Genomic DNA, 18,809 nt, shown 5'->3' with positions numbered 1-18,809 from the left:
GAGGGGAGCCGAAGCAATGGCGATCAAGCAGTTCCGGCTGCCCGACGTGGGCGAGGGCCTGACCGAGGCGGAGATCCTGCAGTGGGTCGTCGCCGTCGGCGACGAGGTGAAGGTCAACCAGACTCTGGTGGAGATCGAGACGGCGAAGGCGGCGGTCGAGTTGCCCTCGCCGTTCGCGGGCGTGGTGCGCGAGTTGCTGGTCGAGCAGGGCAGCACGGTGGACGTCGGCACGCCGATCATCGCGATCGAGACCGCGAGCGCCGAGCCGGGCGGTTCGGCGCCGGCGACCGGATCCGGCCGAGCCGACAGCGCGCCGCGGGCAGACGGCCAGGGCGAAGCCAAGCGCGAGCCCGTGCTCGTCGGGTACGGCGTAACGCACGGAGCCACCAAGCGCCGCGCGCGCAAGCCGATGAGTGAGGCTCCGCAGGCCCAGGCTCCGCAGGCCCGGGCAGTGCAGGCCCAGGCGGCGCAGACTCAGGCGGCGCAAACTCAGACCATTGAGCAGCGGCCGGCACAGCAGGCGGCCGCGGTCACTGCTCCGGCCCGTCCCGCGGTTGCCGGCGCTCTCGCCGCTCCGATCCGACCCGAGCAGCCGCAAGCACCCGATCGGGCCACCGCCCGCCCGGGCTATGTCCTCGCCAAGCCTCTGGTTCGCAAGCTGGCCAGGGACCTCGGCGTGGATCTGGCGACGATCACGCCCGAGCGTGAGGACGGCGTCATCACGCGCGACGAGGTCGAGCGGGCGGCGACACACCGGGAGGCCCCGCCTGTCGGGTCGCACCCGATGATCGTTCCCGTGGGCGAGACCAGGCGCGTACCGGTGAAGGGTGTGCGTAAGGCGACAGCCGCGGCGATGGTGTCCTCGGCGTTCACCGCGCCGCACGTGACCGAGTTCCTCACCCTCGACGTGACACGCACCATGAAGCTGGTCGCGCGGCTCAAGGCGCTGCCCGAGTTCGCGGACGTGAAGGTCTCGCCGCTGCTCCTCGTCGCCAAGGCGCTGCTGCTCGCGGTGGCCAAGCACCCGGAGGTCAACGCCTCCTGGGACGAAGCCGCGCAGGAGATCGTGATCCACGGATCGGTGAACCTCGGCATCGCCGCGGCCACCCCGCGTGGACTGATCGTGCCCAACATCAAGGCCGCCGAGCGGTTGCCGCTGCGCGAACTCGCGCTCGCGCTCGGTGGGCTCGCCGCGACCGCGCGCGAAGGCCGGACAGCGCTCGAAGACCTCACCGGCGGCACCATCACGATCACCAACGTGGGCGTGTTCGGCGTGGACACCGGCACCCCGATCATCAATCCCGGCGAGGCCGCGATCCTGGCCTTCGGCGCGATCCGGCAGCAGCCGTGGGTGGTGACCGACAAGCACGGCAAGGCGAAGATCAAGCCGCGCTGGGTGACCACGCTCGGCCTGTCCTTCGACCACCGCATGATCGACGGGGAACTGGGGTCGAAGTTCCTGCGCGACGTTGGCCGTGTGCTGGAGGACCCGGTAGCTTCCTTGGTGTGAAGGCTGCACTGATCCAATTCGACGTGGACCTTGGCCGCGCGCCCGAGAAGAGCCGCGAGCTGGCCGTGGCCAAGGTCCACGAGGCCGCCGAGGACGGCGCGGATCTCGTCGCGCTGCCGGAGCTGTGGCTGCACGGGGCGTTCGATCCCGAGCCGTGGCGGGAGGGCGCCGAGCCGCTGCACGGCGAGACCGCACAGGTAATGCGTGAGGCGGCGATGGACTGCGGTGTGGTGCTGCACGCCGGGTCCATCGTGGAGCGGACCCCGGACGGCAAGCTGTACAACACCTCACTGGTCTTCGACGCCGAGGGCGAGCTGCTGGCCGGATACCGCAAGATCCACCGCTTCGGCTTCGACCAGGGCGAGGCGGCGGTCATGTCGCCCGGCGAGCAGTTGGTCAGCTTCGACCTGCTGGACCTCGACGACACCGTCCTGACCAAGATCGGGCTGGCCACCTGCTACGACTTACGCTTCCCCGAGCTGTACCGCGGCCTGCTCGACGCCGGTGTGCAGACGGTTCTGCAGGTCGCGGCCTGGCCGGCGCGCCGGGTCGAGCACTGGCGGACCCTCTCGCGTGCCCGCGCCATCGAGGATCAGGTGTTCGTGCTGGCGTGCGGCGCGGCCGGCACTCAGGCCGGGATCGAGATGGCCGGCCACTCGCTGGTCATCGATCCGTGGGGCGAGATCGTGGCCGAGGGTGGCGAGGGTGAGCAGATCGTCTACGCCGAGATCGACCCCGGCTTGGTCGAGCGCACCCGCGAGAGCTTTCCCGTGCTCAAGGACCGAAGGCTGTGACGATCGAAGGCTGTGACGACCGAAGGCGTGACGATCACCCGCTGAAGTCCGATTAGAATCGAACGATGCGCAACGGTGACGGCAACCTCAGGCAGCCCCGCGTCCGCGCCCCTGAGCTGGTCGGCGCGGGCGGATGGATCAACACCGGCGGCAAGGGCCTGACACTCGCGGATCTGCGCGGCCGGTGCGTGTTGCTGGACTTCTGGACCTTCTGCTGCGCGAACTGCCTGCACGTGCTCGACGAACTGCGCGAGTTGGAGGAGCAGTTCGCCGACGTGCTGGTCGTTGTCGGCGTGCACTCGCCGAAGTTCGTACACGAAGCCGACCATGACGCGCTCGTCGCCGCCTGCGCGCGGTACGACGTGCGGCACCCGGTGCTCGACGACCCCGGGCTGACCACGTGGAAGGCCTACGCGGTGCGCGCCTGGCCCACGCTCAGCGTCATCGATCCCGAAGGGTACGTCGTCGCGCAGATGTCCGGTGAGGGCCACGCGCACGGTCTGCGTACCCTGCTATCCGAACTCGTCACAGAGCACGAAGCCAAGGGTACGTTGCGACGCGGCGACAGTCCCTACGTGCCGCCGGAGCCCGAGCCCACCGCGCTGAGCTTTCCCGGCAAGGTGATCGCACTGCCCGGCGGCACGTACCTGGTCTCTGATACCGCGCATCATTCGGTGGTCGAACTCGCGGCCGACGGCGAGAGCGTGCTGCGCCGGTTCGGATCGGGCGAACGCGGTCTGCTGGACGGAGAGGCGCACGAGGCCTGGTTCAGCGAACCGCAGGGGTTGTGCCTGCTCGACGAGCACACCGCCGTGGTCGCCGACTCGGTGAACCACGCGCTGCGCGCCATCGACCTGCGCACCGGAGAGGTCACCACGCTCGCCGGTACCGGCCGGCAGTGGTCTCAGGGTCGCGCGACAAGCGGCCCGGCCCGCGAGGTGGACCTCTCCTCGCCCTGGGACCTGGTGGTGGCGGCGGACGGCCGAACCGTCATCGCCATGGCCGGGATCCATCAACTGTGGGCGTACGACCCGGCCAGTCGGACGGTGTCCGTACTCGCCGGCACAACAAACGAAGGGCTCGTCGACGGCGCCGCGGCCGAGGCGTGGTTCTCCCAGCCGTCCGGCCTGACCGTGGACGCGGACGGGGTCGTCTGGGTCGCCGATTCCGAGTCCTCCGCGCTGCGCCGCCTCGATCTCGCGGCGGCGAGCGTGACCACCGTGGTCGGCCACGGGCTGTTCGACTTCGGCCTGCGCGACGGCGCCGCGCGGCAGGCGCTGCTCCAGCACCCGCTCGGCGTCACGGCCCTGCCGGACGGATCCATCGCGATCAGCGACACGTACAACGGCGCCATCCGCCGCTTCGACCCGGCTACCGACCAGGTCAGTACCCTGATCACCGGCCTGAGGGAACCCTCCGACGCGGTCCTCGCCGACGGCGACCTGCTCGTCGTCGAGTCGGCAGCGCACCGCCTGACCCGCGTGCGCCTGCCCGAGGAGGCCCTACGCGTCGAGTCGGCGGCCTACCGCACCCAGCGTCCCGCGACCGACCTGTCACCCGGTGAGCTGGAGCTGTCAGTGGTCTTCGAACCCCCGGCGGGCCAGAAGCTCGACGAGCGCTACGGTCCCTCCACCCAACTCGTCGTGTCCGCCTCCCCGCCGCAGCTGCTCAGCGAGGGCGCCGGACGGAACACGCCACTGCGCCGCACGCTCGTACTCGACGGCGACCTGGAATCAGGCGTCTTGCACGTTTCGGTCAGGGCAGCGTCCTGTGACGAACCGCCACCGGGCGCGCAAGAGGACGACGAGGGCTTCTTCCCCGCCTGCCACGTCCACCAGCAGGACTGGGGAATCCCGGTCCGGCTCGTCCGCGACGCGCCGAACCGGCTTTCCCTCATCCTGCGCGGAACAGAGTCCTGACTGCGTCCGTCCGTCCCACGTCTCAGGCCGCTGTGAACGAGTGACGGTCAACGACTGACTGTCGGCGAGTGCCGGGCTCGCCCGGACCCACGGCGGGAGAGCTTCAGCTCAGTCGCAGAAACGCGGCCAGCGCGGCGGCGAGACGCCACGGGTCGTCGGCGCCGCACAACTCCCGGACCGAGTGCATGGACAGCGCGGCGACCCCGATGTCGAATGTCGCGATGCCCAGCCGGGATGAGGCGATCGGGCCGATGGTGCTGCCGCACGGCTGGTCGTTGCGGGAGACGAAGGTCTGCCACGGCACCTCGGCCGCCTCGCAGGCCCGTGCCCAGACCGCGCGGGTGGCCCCGTCCGTCGCATACCGCTGATTCGCGTTCACCTTGAGCACCGGGCCGCCGTTCGCCAGCGGCCGGTGGCCGGAATCGTGCCTCTCCGGGTAGTTCGGGTGCACCGCGTGGGCCAGGTCCGCCGAGGCCATCACCGAGCCGGCGTAGGCCCGGGCGCGGGCGTCGACGCCGCCGCCGCGGACTTCGACGAGCCGTTCGAGGACGGATTCCAGGAACGGGCCGGCCGCGCCGGTGGTGGAGACCGAGCCGTTCTCCTCGTGATCCATCGCGGCCAGCATCGGGATGGGGCCCGCGCCGATCCCGGACCGCGCGGCCGCCAACAGCGCGCCCACGCCGGCGTGCACCGACAGCAGGTTGTCCAGCCGCGCCGCCGCGACCAGTTCCGCGTCGCGGCCGAGATAGGCCGGCGCGAGCACGTCGTGCACCATCAGGTCCCAGCCGAGCACCTCCTCGGGCGCCAGGTCGTGCTCCTGCGCCAGGAACTCGATCAGGTCGCCCTCGACCGGCTCACCCAGACCCCACACCGGCGTCAGGTGCGCCTGCGGGTTCAGCTTCAGGCCCTCGTTCACGCCGCGGTCCAGGTGGATCGCCAGCTGCGGTACGCGCAGCAGTGGCCGGTCGACGCGGACCAGGCGCTGCGACCCGTCGCGCAGAGCCAGCCGCCCGGCCAGGCCGAGGTCCCGGTCCAGCCAGCTGTTGAACAGCGCGCCGCCGTACACCTCGACCGCGACCTGCCGCCAGCCCAGCGCCCCGGTGTCAGGGACCGGCTTCACCCGCAGGTTCGGCGAGTCGGTGTGGGTGCCGATGATCCGGAAAGGCCGCGAGGGCTCCGCATCCGTCGGCAGATACCAGGCCACCAGCGCGCCGCCGCGGATGACGTACTGCCCGCCGGGCTGCCCATCCCACGCCTCGGTTTCGGACAGCTGCCGGAAACCGCCCTTGTCCAGCAGCGCCGCCGCTTCCGCCACCGCGTGGTACGGAGTGGGTGAAGCGGCCAGATACGTCAGCAGATTGTCCGTGTGCGTGCGGTCGAACTGTGCCATGCGGCCCAGCTTACGGGTCGCGTCGGCAGCGGCGCAGGGACCGCTCGCATCCGCGTCCGGCCGCCGCAAGCTCAGGGCCGCGTGGCAGCCACCGCGTTCCCGCAGAGCTTTTCTTGCCTGGTCAGCGATGGTCGGCGATGGTCGGCTCTGGTCAGCCCGGCCGGGCAGCCCGTCAGAACGGCGCGGGCAGCAGCAGTTCCACGTTGCGGTCCGCGAGTGTGCCGCGGCGGCCGTCCGCTCCTGGCACCGAACGCGTCCGCGACTGCCAGTCGTTGAGGCCCAGTTCCCGGGACAGCGCGGCCAGCGCGAGGGGTGAGCCGAGTTCGTATCCCGAGTCGGTGCGCGGCGGTGCCGCCGCAGCCGCGTGGTCGATCACGGTCCCGAAGATCGACAGCGTCCGGTCGCCGTTGTCCACCAGCTCGACCAGCCGCGCCTGCTGCGGCCAGTCCACATGCGACGCGGTGTTCAGTTCCCAGAATCCGCCCGTAACCGGTGAATCAGGGTGACGACGATGCGGTACGACGGCGTTGATGTGTGTATGGCCGTTGACCCACAACACCACGTTCGGGAAGCGGAGGAGAAGGTCGCGCACCGCGGGCCCAAGCACCCGGTGCTGACCCGGTTCCGTCATCCAGTTGCCCATCGTCTCGGCTGTGTGGTGACTGAAGACGACGACAAGCCGGTCCGTACCCGCACCGTGCACCAATTCGCCGGTCTCCGACAGATACCGCGTCGCCGCCGCGAAGAGTTCGCTCTCCAGCCACAGAAACTGCTTCTCGTCCAGCGAACCGTCCGCGCCGCCATGCGGGTTGACCGTGTCCAGCACCAAGCAGCGCACCGGGCCGGCGTCGAAACCGTAGTACGCGGTGTTCTCGCTCAGGTTCTCCTGGGTGAACCCGTGGCCGACCGGAAGCCCTGTGGTCTCGAAGTGTTCACGCACCATGCCGGCGCGATCGAGCAGCCGCCGGTCCGGATCCGCCGACACCACCCGGAAATCCCCGGAGATCAACTGCTCGACGGCATGCGGCGAGATGCGCGCGATGTCGATGGCCAAGTGCATCAGGTCGGTGCCCGTAGGCAGTTCCACGGCCTTGTGTGTGCTGGTGGCGTACTCAGAGCTCTCCGGAAAGCGCGGCAGGTTGCCCTGAATCAGTGCGTCGTGGTTTCCATACGCGGAGTACCACGGCAACGCTTCGCCGTCCGCGGTACGCAAGCCCTGCGCGTCGAACGGCTTGCGTGACGCATCGAGCAGGCCGGGTGCGACCGGGTAGCCGTGCAACGCCCTCGGCAGATCGTCTACGGCGCCCTCTGGCGTTCCGTCCGGGTGCCAGTAGCGCGCGTCGTACTTGGACCAGTCCGCGACACCCTCGTACTTGTCCGGGTCCCCGGAGTCCGGGCGGATCGAGCCGCCGTCGAGCACGTCGACGAACCAGCGGGTCTCGTTGTACTGCGCGTTGTCCGCGTTGTCGCCGGTCGCCACGGCGAAGGCCAGCGGCGCGCCGAAGGCCGGCCCGACGCCGATCCGGTTGATCCGCCGCACCATCGCGTCGGCCACCTGCACCGTCAGCATCTCGTTGGGGCGGTAGGCCCCGGTCAGGTTGGCCAGCCCGGTGAAACGCGAACCAGGGTCGTTGTACCGGTCGAGGAACTCGACGCGGGCAGGGGACTGATCGTCGACGAGGTGAATGTCCGTCAGATGCGCGAAGGCGAGAATCGGCGAGCGGCGGCCCCCCGCGCCACCGGGCGCCGGGCGGCCGGCAAGCTCCTCGCGCAGCAGATAGGGCTCGCCCGGCGCCGCCACGATCGGCCGATAGCCGCCGGGCCCCGCCGGACCAGCCAGCAGCGTCTCGGCGAGGGTGGTGTCCCGGGGCGCGGCCGGGGCGAAGCCGGTGTCCGCTGCGGCGTCCACGGGCACGGGCGGCTCGGCCGGGGCCCTGGCGAAAAGCCGGCCGACAGGTATCGCGAAGATGCGTCGCAGCAGTCCCACCACGGCGGGCACGATACGCGGAGAACCAGGTCCCGCGGAAGGAGCTCATCCCTTCCGGGGACCCGGCCCGCACAGCCCGATCACCAATCCGACCGGGCGTTCACACGCGCCGCTCGGACCGGTGCGGGAGCGCGGCGGCTTAAGAGCGCGCGCGGATAGGGGTACCGCGCTGGACGGTTGATGACACATCGCCTGGCTGCGTCGTGGTCAAAGGCACAGCCAACCAGGATGAGCCTTCGCCCACGTCTTGCCATGCTCGGTCCTGAACCGCCCAGCACGGCACCCCTATCCGCGCGCACTCTAAAACGCCTCCTCCGGCACGTCCATCAGCGCGTTGTCCGTGGCCTCGACGACTGCGCGCCGGGCGGTGAGCAGCGGCAGCACATTGCGGGCGAACCAGCTCGCCGCGGCGACCTTCCCAGTGTAGAACGGCACGTCCCTCGCGGACGCCGCGGCGCTCTTGTCCAGCGCGACGGCGGCCTGCCGCAGCAGCAGCCAGCCGATCACCAGATCGCCGACCGAGTACAGGAAATCGGTGGTCGACTGCCCGACCACGTAGATCTCCCGCGCGTTCTCCAGCGCCTTGGCCGCCTGCGCGAACATCGCGTTGGCCATCGCCTCGACCTCGCCGAGCGCCCCGGCCAGCAGGTCCCGTTCCACGGCCAGCCTCTCGCCGCCGACCCCGGCGTCGAGGAACGCCTGGATCTCGGACTTCAGGTGGGTCAGCGCCCGGCCCTGGTCCTTGACGATCTTGCGGAAGAACAGGTCCATACCCTGGATCGCGGTGGTGCCCTCGTAGAGGGTGTCGATCTTCGCGTCGCGGATGTACTGCTCGATCGGGTAGTCCTGCAGGTAGCCGGAGCCGCCGAGAATCTGCAGCGAGTGCGCCAGCTGTTCGTAGGACTTCTCCGAGCCGTAGCCCTTGACGATCGGCAGCAGGAAGTCGTTGATCCGCTCGGCCAGCTCGTCCTCGCCGCCGGTCAGCCGCGCGGCGTACACCCGGTCCTGCCAGCTGGCGGTGTAGAACACCAGCGCCCGCATGCCCTCGGCGTAAGCCTTCTGCTGCATCAGCAGCCGGCGCACGTCCGCGTGATGCGTGATGGTGACCCGTGGCGCGTTCTTGTTCGTCGCCTCCGGCAGGTCGGCGCCCTGGACCCGGGTCTTCGCGTATTCGAGGGCGTTGAGGTAGCCGGTGGAGAGGGTGGCGATGGCCTTCGTGCCGACCATCATCCGGGCCATCTCGATGATGTTGAACATCTGGGCTATGCCGTTGTGCACCTCGCCGACCAGCCAGCCCTTGGCCGGGCGGTCCGCGCCGAAGGTCAGCTCGCAGGTGGTGGAGACCTTCAGGCCCATCTTGTGCTCGACGTTGGTGACGAACACCCCGTTGCGCTCGCCCAGTTCGCCGGTGTCCCAGTCGAACAGGAACTTCGGCACGACGAACAGCGACAGGCCTTTGGTGCCGGGGCCGTGGCCCTCCGGCCGCGCCAGCACCAGGTGGATGATGTTCTCGGACAGGTCGTGGTCGCCGCTGGTGATGAACCGCTTGACGCCCTCGATGTGCCAGGAGCCGTCGGGCTGCTCGACCGCCTTGGTGCGGCCGGCGCCCACGTCGGAGCCGGCGTCCGGCTCGGTGAGCACCATGGTCGCGCCCCACAGGTGCTCGGCCATCAGCTTCGCGATCTTGCGCTGCTCGTCGGTGCCCAGCTCCCACAGGACCCTGCCGAAGTCGGTGCCGGCCGCGTAGATCCAGATGGCCGGGTTGGCGCCGAGCACCAGTTCACCCGCGGCCCACCGCAGCGAGGCCGGGCAGAGCGTGCCGCCCATCTCCTCGGGCAGCCCCAGGCGCCAGTACTCGGTGTCCATGTACGCCTTGTACGAGCGCTTGAAGGATTCCGGCAGCGTCGCCGAATGCGTGGACGGGTCGAAGTCCGGCGGGTTGCGGTCGGCGTCGGCGAAGGACTCGGCCAGTTCCGTGACGGCCAGACGCTCCAGTTCGCCCAGGATCGTGCGCGCCGTCTCGACATCTATCTCGGGGTACGCGGCGGAGCCGTAGTGGGTCCCGGAGTCGAACACCTCGAAGAGGTTGAACTCGATGTCACGGAGGTTGGACTTGTAGTGGCCCATAGGGGGTGGTCCTTTGCGTCCTCGGCTACCTGCGAGTAGAACTAGTCGGTAACTTCATGATGCTACTCATGGGTAACATCCCGCAAGCCACCGGCGGGACTTCGATGGTGCCCGCAGGACTTCGCGGCCCGCTACGCTCGTCAGTTGTGTACGGCTACAACGGTGACGACTCCGGCGGCGGCCAGGTGCTCCAGCCGTCGCTCGCGGACGCGGTGCGCGCCTTCGCCTCCGGCGCGATAAGCCCCGAGGACTTCCACGCCGTCTTCACCACATGCAAGGTCTACTGCCCGCGCGGGGAGCGGCCCGGCTTCCTCGCGCTGCACGACACTCCGCAACCGGTCATCCCGATGTTCTCCTCGCTGGTCGAGTTGCGCCGCTACTCCGGGGAGCAGTCCCGGTACTTCACGGTCACGGGCGCGGAGGTGCTCGACCTTCTGCCGACCGGATACGGCATAGTGCTCGACCTGGAGGGCGAGCACCGCGTCGTCTTCGACGCGCAGGCCATCGACCAGATGATCGACTACACGATGAAGCGGATGTACGGCTGATCCGATCAGCGAACTGATCCTTTGCCCGGCGCCTTGTGACACCCCTGGCGACCATGCACGCGCCGCGTTAATGTCCCTGGCATCACATGCGACTCGTCTCGCTCAGCGCTGACACAGGCGCATATCTTATCTGACACAGCATCGGCAGTACTGGGGGAACGCACATGCCGCTCGGCTCCGGCTCTCTGCTCGACGAACCCGCGCTCATCACCGAACTGGTCAAGCGCCACCTCGGCCACAGCCCGCGCGCCACCGCCGTCGAGTGCGGCGAGCACCGGCTCACCTGGCGCGAACTGGACCAGCGCATCCGGCACGTGGCCTGCGGGCTGCGCGCCTGTCTGATGCGGCCCGGGGAACGCTTCGCGGTGCTTTCGCACAACCATCCGGCCTGCCTTGAAGCGCTCTTCGCGGCGGCGTTGACCGGAACCACCGCGGTCATCCTCAACTGGCGGCTGCCGGACCACGTGATCGTCGGCATCCTGCGCCGGGAGCAGGTGAAGCTGCTGTTCGTCGGCTCGGATTTCGCGCAGCTGCTGGAGCGCATACGGCCCGAGCTCGACGAACTGGACACCGTGGTCATGGTGGGGCCGCCGAGCGACAACCCGCACGGCACCGACGACTACGAACTCTGGCTCGAACTGCACGAAACCGGCGAGGGCATGTACGAGGCCGCCAAGCACCGGCCGCATGTCGACGACCCGGTGCTCCAGGTGCACAGTGGGGACGACCACGAGCACGTGGCGTTCACCCACCGGGCGCTGCACCTCGGCGTCGCCGGCGTGACACCGGAGCCCGGCGAGACGAAGGTCGTCGCGGACCCACTCTTCCTGGCCCGCGGCATGCTCAACGCACTACACGGCATCCGGCACGGTGCGCGAACCGTACTGGTGCGCACCTGATCGGGCGGGTGCGACCGGAGCGCGCGACCGGGGGCGCGACCAGGGGGCCGCGCAGGCCGGAACGGCTACCAGGCGCGACCCGGATCCGGTCGGCCGCCGCCGGGTCGTCCCTGTGCGGGCCGGCCGTTGCCGTTGTACTCGTCGCGCTCCGGGCGCCGGGGTGCGGGCGGTCCACCGCGCAACTCCCCGCGTGGGTCGATGTTCTCATTTCCCGGCTGGCGCGGCGGCGGGCCGCCCGAGGGCCTGCCGCGGCCCGGCTCGAAACCGCCCGGCCGGTCCCAAGCGCCCGACTGCCCCGGCGGCGGGCCCATCGGCGGGCGTCCGCCGGGCATCGCACCGCCTTGGCCGCGCGCGGGGCCGAACCCCGGCGGCGCCTGCGCGGGACGGCCCGGGGCCGGCGGCGGCAGCGCGGGCAGCCCCGGCATCGGGCCCGAGGGGCGCTGCGCCCCGCCGAACGAGCGTCCCGTGCTCGTCATGTCGGGCGCGGGCATGTTCGGAGTGATCTGCGGCAGCAGCGTGGTCGCCGCGGAATACGCGGGCTCGTACGGAGACGGCGCGGGCGGCGGCGCAGCCGGGTACGGCTCGGCCGCGTATGGAGCGGAGTTGTACGAACCGCTGTCGTAGGATCCGCCGCCGTATGAGTTGCCGTACGAGCCACTGTACGAGCCGCTGTACGAGCTGCTGTCGTATGAGCCGCCCGCGAGTGACGAGGACGAAGAACCGAGGCTCGCGCTGCCCAGCGAGGACGCACCCAGCGGTGTCGACGAACTCTGCGAGGGCGCCTGGGGCAGCGTGGTCAGCGACATGCCCAGCGGGTCGTCCTCGATGGCTTTGCGGGCCAGCTCGCCCACCGTCAGCGCCAGCTCCGTCGCCAGATCGAGGGCACGCGGGGCGCGCGTGTTCTCACGCATCCACCAGCAGGCGATCTGCACGATCGACCCGGCCGCATGCGGGCACAGGATGATCGCCGAGCGGATCGGCACCGGGTGCGGAGAGCCGCTGTTCAGCCGATACCAGACGCCGTCGCGGAACCCGATTGTGGCCTGCCCCACGGAATCCGGCAGCACGACTTGGAAGTACCGCTCGAAGTCGCGGACCGACTGGTCGTAGGGGGGCAGGCTCATCGGGCCGCTCCGGTAACACGGCTCACGCACAGCATCATGGATCCGCCTAGGCGTCGCAGCGGTAGGGAAGGTGGTGCTCGGAGTGCAGCGCGCCGAACATGAACCGAAGGTACTGAACAAGTGCCGATTCCAACAGTCCCACAGGGTACGACCTTGTCGTGCTTCTTGCACCGCTCACGGAGCACAATCCTACAAAGCCGGACAGATGGCGGGTAAATTCGGGGTGAGAGTCACGGTGCGCCGCGGTGCGCCGTGATCAGCCCACACGGAGGCTGGTTTCGAAAGCCGATCGGCTCTACGCTCCAAAACGCCGGAGCCGATGACGTGCGTCGCGGCGACGAACCCAAACGGACAGGTGGTGCGGCGTGCGCTCTACGATGCAGGATGTTCAGCTGTCGATTTCCTCCATCTTGCGCTACGGGTCCATGGCACACGCGCGTTCCGAGGTGTTGACATACACCGGTTCCGGTTTCCGCCGCGCGACCTTCGCCGAAGTGGCGGGTCGCGCCGCACAGTTGGCCCACGGGCTTCGCGAACTCCTCGGTGTCACGGGTGACCAGCGCGTCGGCACCTTCATGTGGAACACGCAGGAACATGTCGAGGCATACCTGGCGATCCCGTCCATGGGCGCCGTCGTGCACACGATCAACATCAGGCTGTTCCCCGACCAGGTCGCCTACATCATCGAGCACGCAGACGACCGCGTCGTCATCGTGGACGACACGCTCGTACCGCTGTTGTCCAAGCTGGCGGACCGGTTGCCCACGGTCGAGCACGTCGTCGTGGTCGGCGACCTGGCCGCCGCGGACACCGGCGCGTTCGCGGCCGCCGGCAAATCCGTCCTCGGCTATGAGGAACTGCTGGCCGGGCAGCCGACGACGTTCGACTGGCCGGAGGTGGACGAACGTGACGCGGCGGCGATGTGTTACACATCCGGCACCACCGGAAACCCGAAGGGCGTCGCTTACAGCCACCGATCCGTCTACCTGCATTCGCTGGAGGTCTGCTCGCCGACCGGGTTCACCTTGGACGCCGCCGAGCGGACACTGGAGATCGTGCCGATGTTCCACGCCATGGCGTGGGGCCTGCCCTACGGTTGTTTCCTGTCCGGCGCCGCCATGGTGATGCCGGGCCGCTTCCTGCAGGCCGCGCCGCTGATCACGATGATCCGCGAGGCGGGGGTGACCTTCGCCGGCGCGGTTCCGACGATCTGGGCGGACGTGCTCGCGCAGTTGGACCGCACCGGCGGCGTGGTGCCCACGTTGCGGCGGGCCGTCGTCGGCGGCTCGGCCTGTCCGCCCGCCATGATCGCGGCCTTCGACGAGCGCTACGGCGTGCAGATCATCCACGCCTGGGGCATGACGGAGCTCTCCCCGCTCGGCTCGGTGGCGCACCCGCCGGCCGGATCCGAGGGCGAGCAGCGCTTCCGGTACCGGTGCAGCCAGGGACGTTTCCCGGCGCTCGTGCAGGCGCGGCTGATCGGCGCGGACGGCGAGCAGTTGCCGCACGACGGCGAAGCGGTGGGCGAACTCGAAGTGCGTGGACCCTGGGTCACCGCTTCCTACTACCGGGACGACGACCCTGAGAAGTTCCGCGACGGCTGGCTGCGCACCGGCGACGTCGGCACGATCACCCCGGACGGGTATCTGAACCTCACCGACCGGGAGAAGGACGTCATCAAGTCCGGCGGCGAGTGGATCTCGTCGGTCGAGTTGGAGAACCACCTGATGGCCCATCCCGCGATCGCCGAGGCCACGGTCGTCGGCGTGCCGGACGAGCGCTGGTCGGAACGCCCGCTCGCGGCCGTGGTCTGGCGCGAGGATCCGGTGCCGTTCGAGCAGCTGTGCGCCTTCCTCTCCGGCCGGATCGCCAAGTGGCAGTTGCCGGAGCGCTGGACCGCCCTGGACGCGGTGCCGAAGACCTCGGTCGGCAAGTTCGACAAGAAGGAGGTCCGGCGTCGCTACGCGAAGGGCGACTACGAGGTGACCCAGCTCGACTGAGCGGCGCCTTCCGTGCCGCGGTAGCCGCGCCGGCGCCTTGCGCGTCAGGCCGGGCAGATCTTCGCGAGCAGGTCGGCGATGCGGTTGCCGGCCTCCGCGTCGGTGGATCGCTCCGCCAGGAACAGCGCGTCGGTCCCGCTGCGCAGCCCGGTCGCGAACTGCGCCGAATCGGTGTCGAGGGCCGTGTAGACGACGATCGGCGTGGTGGTCAGCCGTTCGTGGTCGCGCAGCCACTCGACGATTCCGGCCCGGCGCCGCCGTAGCTGCATCAGATCCATGAGGACGACGTCGGGTACACCATCGGACGCGCGGTCGATGCTTTCCGCGTCGGTCGCCGCGTGCAGGACCTGCATGCCCTGACGCTCCAGGGCGTCCGTCATCGCCTCGGCCAGGCCGTCACGCGCCTCGATCAGCAGCACCCGGGGCAGCGAGACCGCCGGCGGGGTGAGCGCCTGGAGCAGCAGCGCGGGATCAGGACCCTGCGGCGACTCGGCCGGGCCGCCGCCGATGCCCGCGGTCACCATGATCGGCAGGCTCGCGTTGACCGCCGCGCCGCGCAGTATTCTCAGGCCGCGCCGGGTGATCGGGGCCGCGATCGGGTCCACCAGCACCGCGCTGGGCCGCTTCGCCTGCTGCGACGCGAGTTCGTCGAGCGTGCGCGCGAGCGCGTCGAAGTTGTCCAGCGGCACGGCCTCGTATCCGCGCTCGTCGAGCAGTTCGAGGGTGGATTCGTCCGGTTCGGGCCAGAGCAACAACGTCGGGTAGTCCGTCGGCTCCTGGTTGACCGCGCTCGTCCCGGACGCCGTCGCCCCCGGGACGGCACCGGAATCGGCAGTCCTCTGATCGACGGCTCTCGAAATCGAGGTCCCTGGCCGCGCCGCCACGGCTTCGGTGGATCCGGGCTCGATCGCCGCGGGCCGGCCGCGGACCGGCTGGGGCGAGACGACCTGCGCGGTGACCGGACGCAGCGCCGCCGGTCCGCCGGTCCGCTCAGCCGGCCGGGCGTCGCCGATCACCACCGGCGGCATCCGCTGTGTCGGCGCGTCGTCCGTGACGTCGAACCGCGCCGCACGCGCGTCGGCTTGAGGCGGTACCGGCGCGGCGGATGCCGGCGAGTCCGGGGAATGAGCCGCTCGCCTGCGGCCGCGCGGCTGCCCGGTCTCCTCGACGGGGTGCGCCGCCGCCTGGTCGTGCGTCGCCTGGCCTTGGGTCGCCTGGCCCTGCTGACCGGGCGTTGTCTGACCGTGCATCGTCTGGTCGTCGTTCTGCGACCCCGGCTGTTGCACGGGCTGTTCCTCCGGCGCGGCCTCGGCTTGAGGCTGCCACGGGCGCTGCTCCTGCGGTTCGGTCACCTGTGTGCCGCCGTTCGCGGCGGCGACCTGGTCCGAGTGGGCCGCGGCGGTGGCGGATCCGATCGCCCGAAACTCCTGCGTCGGCGGGTCCGCCGGATTGCGCGGCGGGCGCGACCACACGTCGCTGGTCGGCAGAGGTTTGCTCGGTTTGAGGTCCAGCGGGAACGAACCGGAGGAACGCGACTGGACCGGAATGCGCGCCTGGCCGTTCTGCCCGGGCGCGGCGGCGGCGACCGGCCGCCGCGCATCCGCTCCGTGGCTGGTGTGGTGGCCGTTGGTCTTCTCGATCTGCTTTACCTGACCGGCGGCCGCCGCGCCCGGATCCGCATCCGGCGACGTCACGGCCACTTTCGCCGCAGCACCGCCGGGCTGCGGGTGGTCCGCGCTCGGAACGCGCACCCGCGATACCGGAGCGATCCGCGCCACCGTCACGGCCCGCGAATTGGCCGCGGCCACCGACGAGCCCGCGGCGGGGCCCGTCGCGCCGCTGCCCTTCGCCAGCGCGCGCTGCGCGCTCTTGCCGCCGCCACCCGCCGGACCCTCCAGCGGGATCTCGACCACGTGCGTGTTGCCCTTGCCCGCGATGCGGTGCGTCGTCACCGTGCCGCCGTGCTGCGCGACGATCGCCCGGGCGATCGGCAGGTGCAGCGGGCCGCCGCCGGTGTGCGGTCCTCGTATCTCGATGCGCGCCACCGGGCCGCGCCGCGCGGCGGTGACCACGACCTTGCCGCCGACCGGTGAGGCGTTGATCATGTCGGCCAGCAGATGGGCCAGCATCGTCGCGAAGAGTTGCGGATCGACCATGACCTCGACGTCCGCGGTATGTGCGACCAGATCCACACCCAGGGCCGCAGCGTCGGAGTCCGTCGCCTGTACCGCCGCGTCCACCACCGTGGACAGCGCGATCTTGCGCGGATCGCAGGGCGTGTCGCCGACCACCATGTGCTGGTAGTCCACGATGTCGTCCACCAGTCGGGCAAGTTCGGCCAGGTCCGAGGTCGCCGAGCTCAGGGCCTGGCGCACGTTCGGGCCCAGCTCGCCTATCCCGTACTCCGCCACGTTGCGCAGTTCGGTGAGCACGGCGGCCAGCGGCCCGTGCAGTTCGTCCTCCAGCACCTCGGCCAGTTCGCGCGCCCGCCGGGTCGCCGCCCGGGCCTCGCCGTTGTCGGCGAAGGTCATCACCGCGCCGATGATCACATCGCCCTCGTATACCGGCGCGGTGGTCACGTCCACAGTCACCGCGCTGCCGTCGCTGCGCCACAGCACCTCGTCCTGGGAGCGGTGTTTGGCGCCGGTGCGCAGGCTGTCGACGATCAGAACCTGGTCCGCGGCCATCGGCGTACCGTCCGCGGCCGAGTGCGCGATCAACTCGTGCACGTCCTGCCCGCCCAAGTCGCTGGCCCGGTGCCGCAGGATCCGCGCGCCCGCCGGGTTCACCAGGACGATGCGGGACTCGTTGTCGATGCCGATGATGCCCTCGGACGCGGCCCGCAGGATCAGCTCGATCTGCCGCTGCTGCCGGCGCAGTTCCGCCTCGACGTCGAGCACGCCGGTCAGGTCCCGGACCACGTACAACGTCAGCTCGTCGCCGTCGTCGGGCAGCCTCGCGGTGTTCACCTCGGCGGGGAAGACGGTGCCGTCCGTGCGCCGCGCGGCCAGCCGCTCGGCCGGGCCGCGCGACCGCCCCGCACCCGATGGGACCGCGCCGGCCGGCGCGGAGCCCGCGGGCAGCGCGGCCGGTCCCGGTCCCATGTGCGCCATCGCCCGGCCGAGACCCGGCAACAGCAGCACGACGGGTTTGCCGAGCAGCCGCTCGGCGCTCTCGCCTTCGAACAGTTCAAGGGCGACGGCGTTGGCGTTGACCACCGTTCCCGAGGTGTCGGCGAGCAGGAGCGCGTCCGGTAACGCGTCGAGTATCGCCGCGAGTCGAGAGGCAGAACGGCCGGACGTACGGCTCAACGGGTACTGCCCTCCACTCGCTTTCCAGGCCGACCCGTCGCGACGGATCGGTCGACACGCCTGGTCGGCGCCCACATTTGGCGCCCCGACCACACCTCGGGACCGCCACGGTCGGCGCGGCCCGAAGCGGATTGTGCGTCCGACTATTCCACACGCTGCGCTGTGGCGGGAGGGACCACTTTCCCGGTAGACGTCCCGGAACGCCGGGGGGTTGCCGCCCGGCGCCCGCCGCGCGAACGCCGCGCTGCAAGAACCCGGATTTGTTTTGTCGCACCGTCGCCGATCCGGGTATGCTGTCCGGGATCGTACCAAGCCGGTCACCCACGGTGTCCCGGAAAGTGCTGTCCGCGTTCCCGCATGGGGGCGAACTGTTCCAGGAGGCTTCGCCTAGTCCGGTCTATGGCGCCGCACTGCTAATGCGGTTTGGGTCTAAAACCCATCGAGGGTTCAAATCCCTCAGCCTCCGCTGCACGGCCCCCGTCTCAGGACGGGGGCCGCTTCAGTCTTCGCCTTGCTGTTCTCATCCGCGGCGCGCGTGGGCCGCGCGCCGGCCGGGCGGGTCGTTACGCGGTCAGCCGCGCGGCCAGGACCGCGTCTCCCAGAGCCCGCAGCGGGTGCCATCGGTGCGCCACCGCCTGGCGATCCTCGCCCAGCGCCACGACGTTCGCCCCGGTGCGGAACGCGAAGCGGAAGTCGAAGTGCCGGTGTGCCGGCTCGGCGCGTACGTCGCTGGCCGGGATCGGGTGCACGTCGATCTGGATCGGCAGCGCGTCCTCCCCGCCGACCTGCTCGATGTCCTCGGGCCTGATCCCGCACTCCTCGGCCAGTTCGCGCAGCGCGGTCCCGGTCAGCGACTTGTCGTGCGGCTCGCAGTGCCCGCCCGGGTTCAACCAGCGGCCCAGGCCGCGGTGATGGATCTGCAGGACCCGTTCCTGGTCGTCGAGCAGGATGACGCCGGCGGTGATGTGTGCCGGATAACGGCGGCGCGAGGTGAAGTCGAAGCCTTTGCCCAGCGCCTGGATCAACGGGGCCAGCGCCTCGCGTTCCTCGGGGTACGCCGACAGGTAGGCGTCAACAGTAGCGGTGATCTTCTCCAAGTGGATGGCCATAGAGCGGTCCGTCCTGCTGCGGGGTGTGCGCGATAGTCATGACAACGTACTGGAACGCGTGATGATGCCCGAAGCGCCCACATCGTCGCTC

12 protein-coding genes and 1 tRNA gene are annotated in these 18,809 nt (G+C 70.3%); 7 read left to right on the top strand and 6 right to left on the bottom strand.

Annotated elements, in window-relative coordinates:
• Positions 1–16 precede the first annotated feature (16 nt).
• From KGA66_RS09420 to KGA66_RS09410, 3 genes are all read left to right on the top strand, one after another.
• Positions 17–1,510 (top strand): dihydrolipoamide acetyltransferase family protein, encoded by a 1,494-nt coding sequence (locus tag KGA66_RS09420; protein ID WP_246507294.1) that lies wholly within the window; start codon positions 17–19, stop codon positions 1,508–1,510.
• The gene (locus tag KGA66_RS09415; protein WP_211466790.1) at positions 1,507–2,304 is read left to right on the top strand and encodes a carbon-nitrogen family hydrolase; all 798 of its coding nucleotides are present in this window, start codon (positions 1,507–1,509) and stop codon (positions 2,302–2,304) included. The genes KGA66_RS09420 and KGA66_RS09415 overlap by 4 nt, the downstream gene beginning before the upstream one ends.
• A 65-nt stretch (positions 2,305–2,369) precedes the next feature.
• Complete coding sequence (locus KGA66_RS09410) at positions 2,370–4,223, top strand: NHL domain-containing thioredoxin family protein (RefSeq protein WP_211466788.1); 1,854 nt, start codon at positions 2,370–2,372, stop codon at positions 4,221–4,223.
• A gap of 103 nt (positions 4,224–4,326) precedes the next feature.
• On the opposite strand, the gene KGA66_RS09405 is transcribed toward KGA66_RS09410, so the two are convergent.
• From KGA66_RS09405 to KGA66_RS09395, 3 genes are all read right to left on the bottom strand, one after another.
• Positions 4,327–5,613: a M18 family aminopeptidase gene (locus KGA66_RS09405; protein WP_211466786.1), complete on the bottom strand. Its 1,287-nt coding sequence runs from the start codon at positions 5,611–5,613 to the stop codon at positions 4,327–4,329.
• 172 nt (positions 5,614–5,785) lie between these two features.
• On the bottom strand, positions 5,786–7,603 hold the full coding sequence (locus KGA66_RS09400; protein WP_211466785.1) for a TIGR03767 family metallophosphoesterase: 1,818 nt from the start codon (positions 7,601–7,603) through the stop codon (positions 5,786–5,788).
• Between the two features lie 297 nt (positions 7,604–7,900).
• Complete coding sequence (locus KGA66_RS09395; protein ID WP_211466783.1) at positions 7,901–9,727, bottom strand: acyl-CoA dehydrogenase; 1,827 nt, start codon at positions 9,725–9,727, stop codon at positions 7,901–7,903.
• A gap of 68 nt (positions 9,728–9,795) precedes the next feature.
• Here KGA66_RS09395 and KGA66_RS09390 point away from each other — a divergent pair, with 68 nt between their 5' ends.
• Complete coding sequence (locus KGA66_RS09390; RefSeq protein WP_246507293.1) at positions 9,796–10,275, top strand: SseB family protein; 480 nt, start codon at positions 9,796–9,798, stop codon at positions 10,273–10,275.
• A 164-nt stretch (positions 10,276–10,439) separates the two neighbouring features.
• Complete coding sequence (locus KGA66_RS09385; protein ID WP_211466781.1) at positions 10,440–11,174, top strand: AMP-binding protein; 735 nt, start codon at positions 10,440–10,442, stop codon at positions 11,172–11,174.
• A 65-nt stretch (positions 11,175–11,239) separates the two neighbouring features.
• Here the strand turns inward: KGA66_RS09385 and KGA66_RS09380 are convergent, their stop codons facing one another.
• Positions 11,240–12,298 carry a hypothetical protein gene (locus tag KGA66_RS09380; RefSeq protein WP_211466779.1) on the bottom strand — a complete coding sequence of 353 codons (1,059 nt, stop codon included), beginning with the start codon at positions 12,296–12,298 and terminating at the stop codon, positions 11,240–11,242.
• A 365-nt stretch (positions 12,299–12,663) separates the two neighbouring features.
• On the opposite strand from KGA66_RS09380, the gene KGA66_RS09375 reads away from it, so the two are divergent.
• Positions 12,664–14,298 carry a long-chain fatty acid--CoA ligase gene (locus KGA66_RS09375; protein ID WP_211466777.1) on the top strand — a complete coding sequence of 545 codons (1,635 nt, stop codon included), beginning with the start codon at positions 12,664–12,666 and terminating at the stop codon, positions 14,296–14,298.
• A gap of 44 nt (positions 14,299–14,342) precedes the next feature.
• On the opposite strand, the gene KGA66_RS09370 is transcribed toward KGA66_RS09375, so the two are convergent.
• Entirely contained in the window at positions 14,343–17,609 is a 3,267-nt protein-coding gene (locus tag KGA66_RS09370) for a PAS domain-containing protein (RefSeq protein ID WP_211466775.1), read from the bottom strand.
• Between the two features lie 376 nt (positions 17,610–17,985).
• On the opposite strand from KGA66_RS09370, the gene KGA66_RS09365 reads away from it, so the two are divergent.
• Positions 17,986–18,075 (top strand) — tRNA-Ser (locus KGA66_RS09365).
• 97 nt (positions 18,076–18,172) lie between these two features.
• Here KGA66_RS09365 and KGA66_RS09360 read toward each other — a convergent pair.
• Positions 18,173–18,718 carry an NUDIX hydrolase gene (locus KGA66_RS09360; RefSeq protein ID WP_211466773.1) on the bottom strand — a complete coding sequence of 182 codons (546 nt, stop codon included), beginning with the start codon at positions 18,716–18,718 and terminating at the stop codon, positions 18,173–18,175.
• Between the last annotated feature and the right edge of the window lie 91 nt (positions 18,719–18,809).

Source organism: Actinocrinis puniceicyclus, from assembly GCF_018283645.1.
Taxonomy (GTDB): Bacteria; Actinomycetota; Actinomycetes; order Streptomycetales; family Catenulisporaceae; genus Actinocrinis; species Actinocrinis puniceicyclus.
Note: the sequence above shows the minus strand (reverse complement) of the source record. Positions and strands in the feature narration are given on the sequence as shown.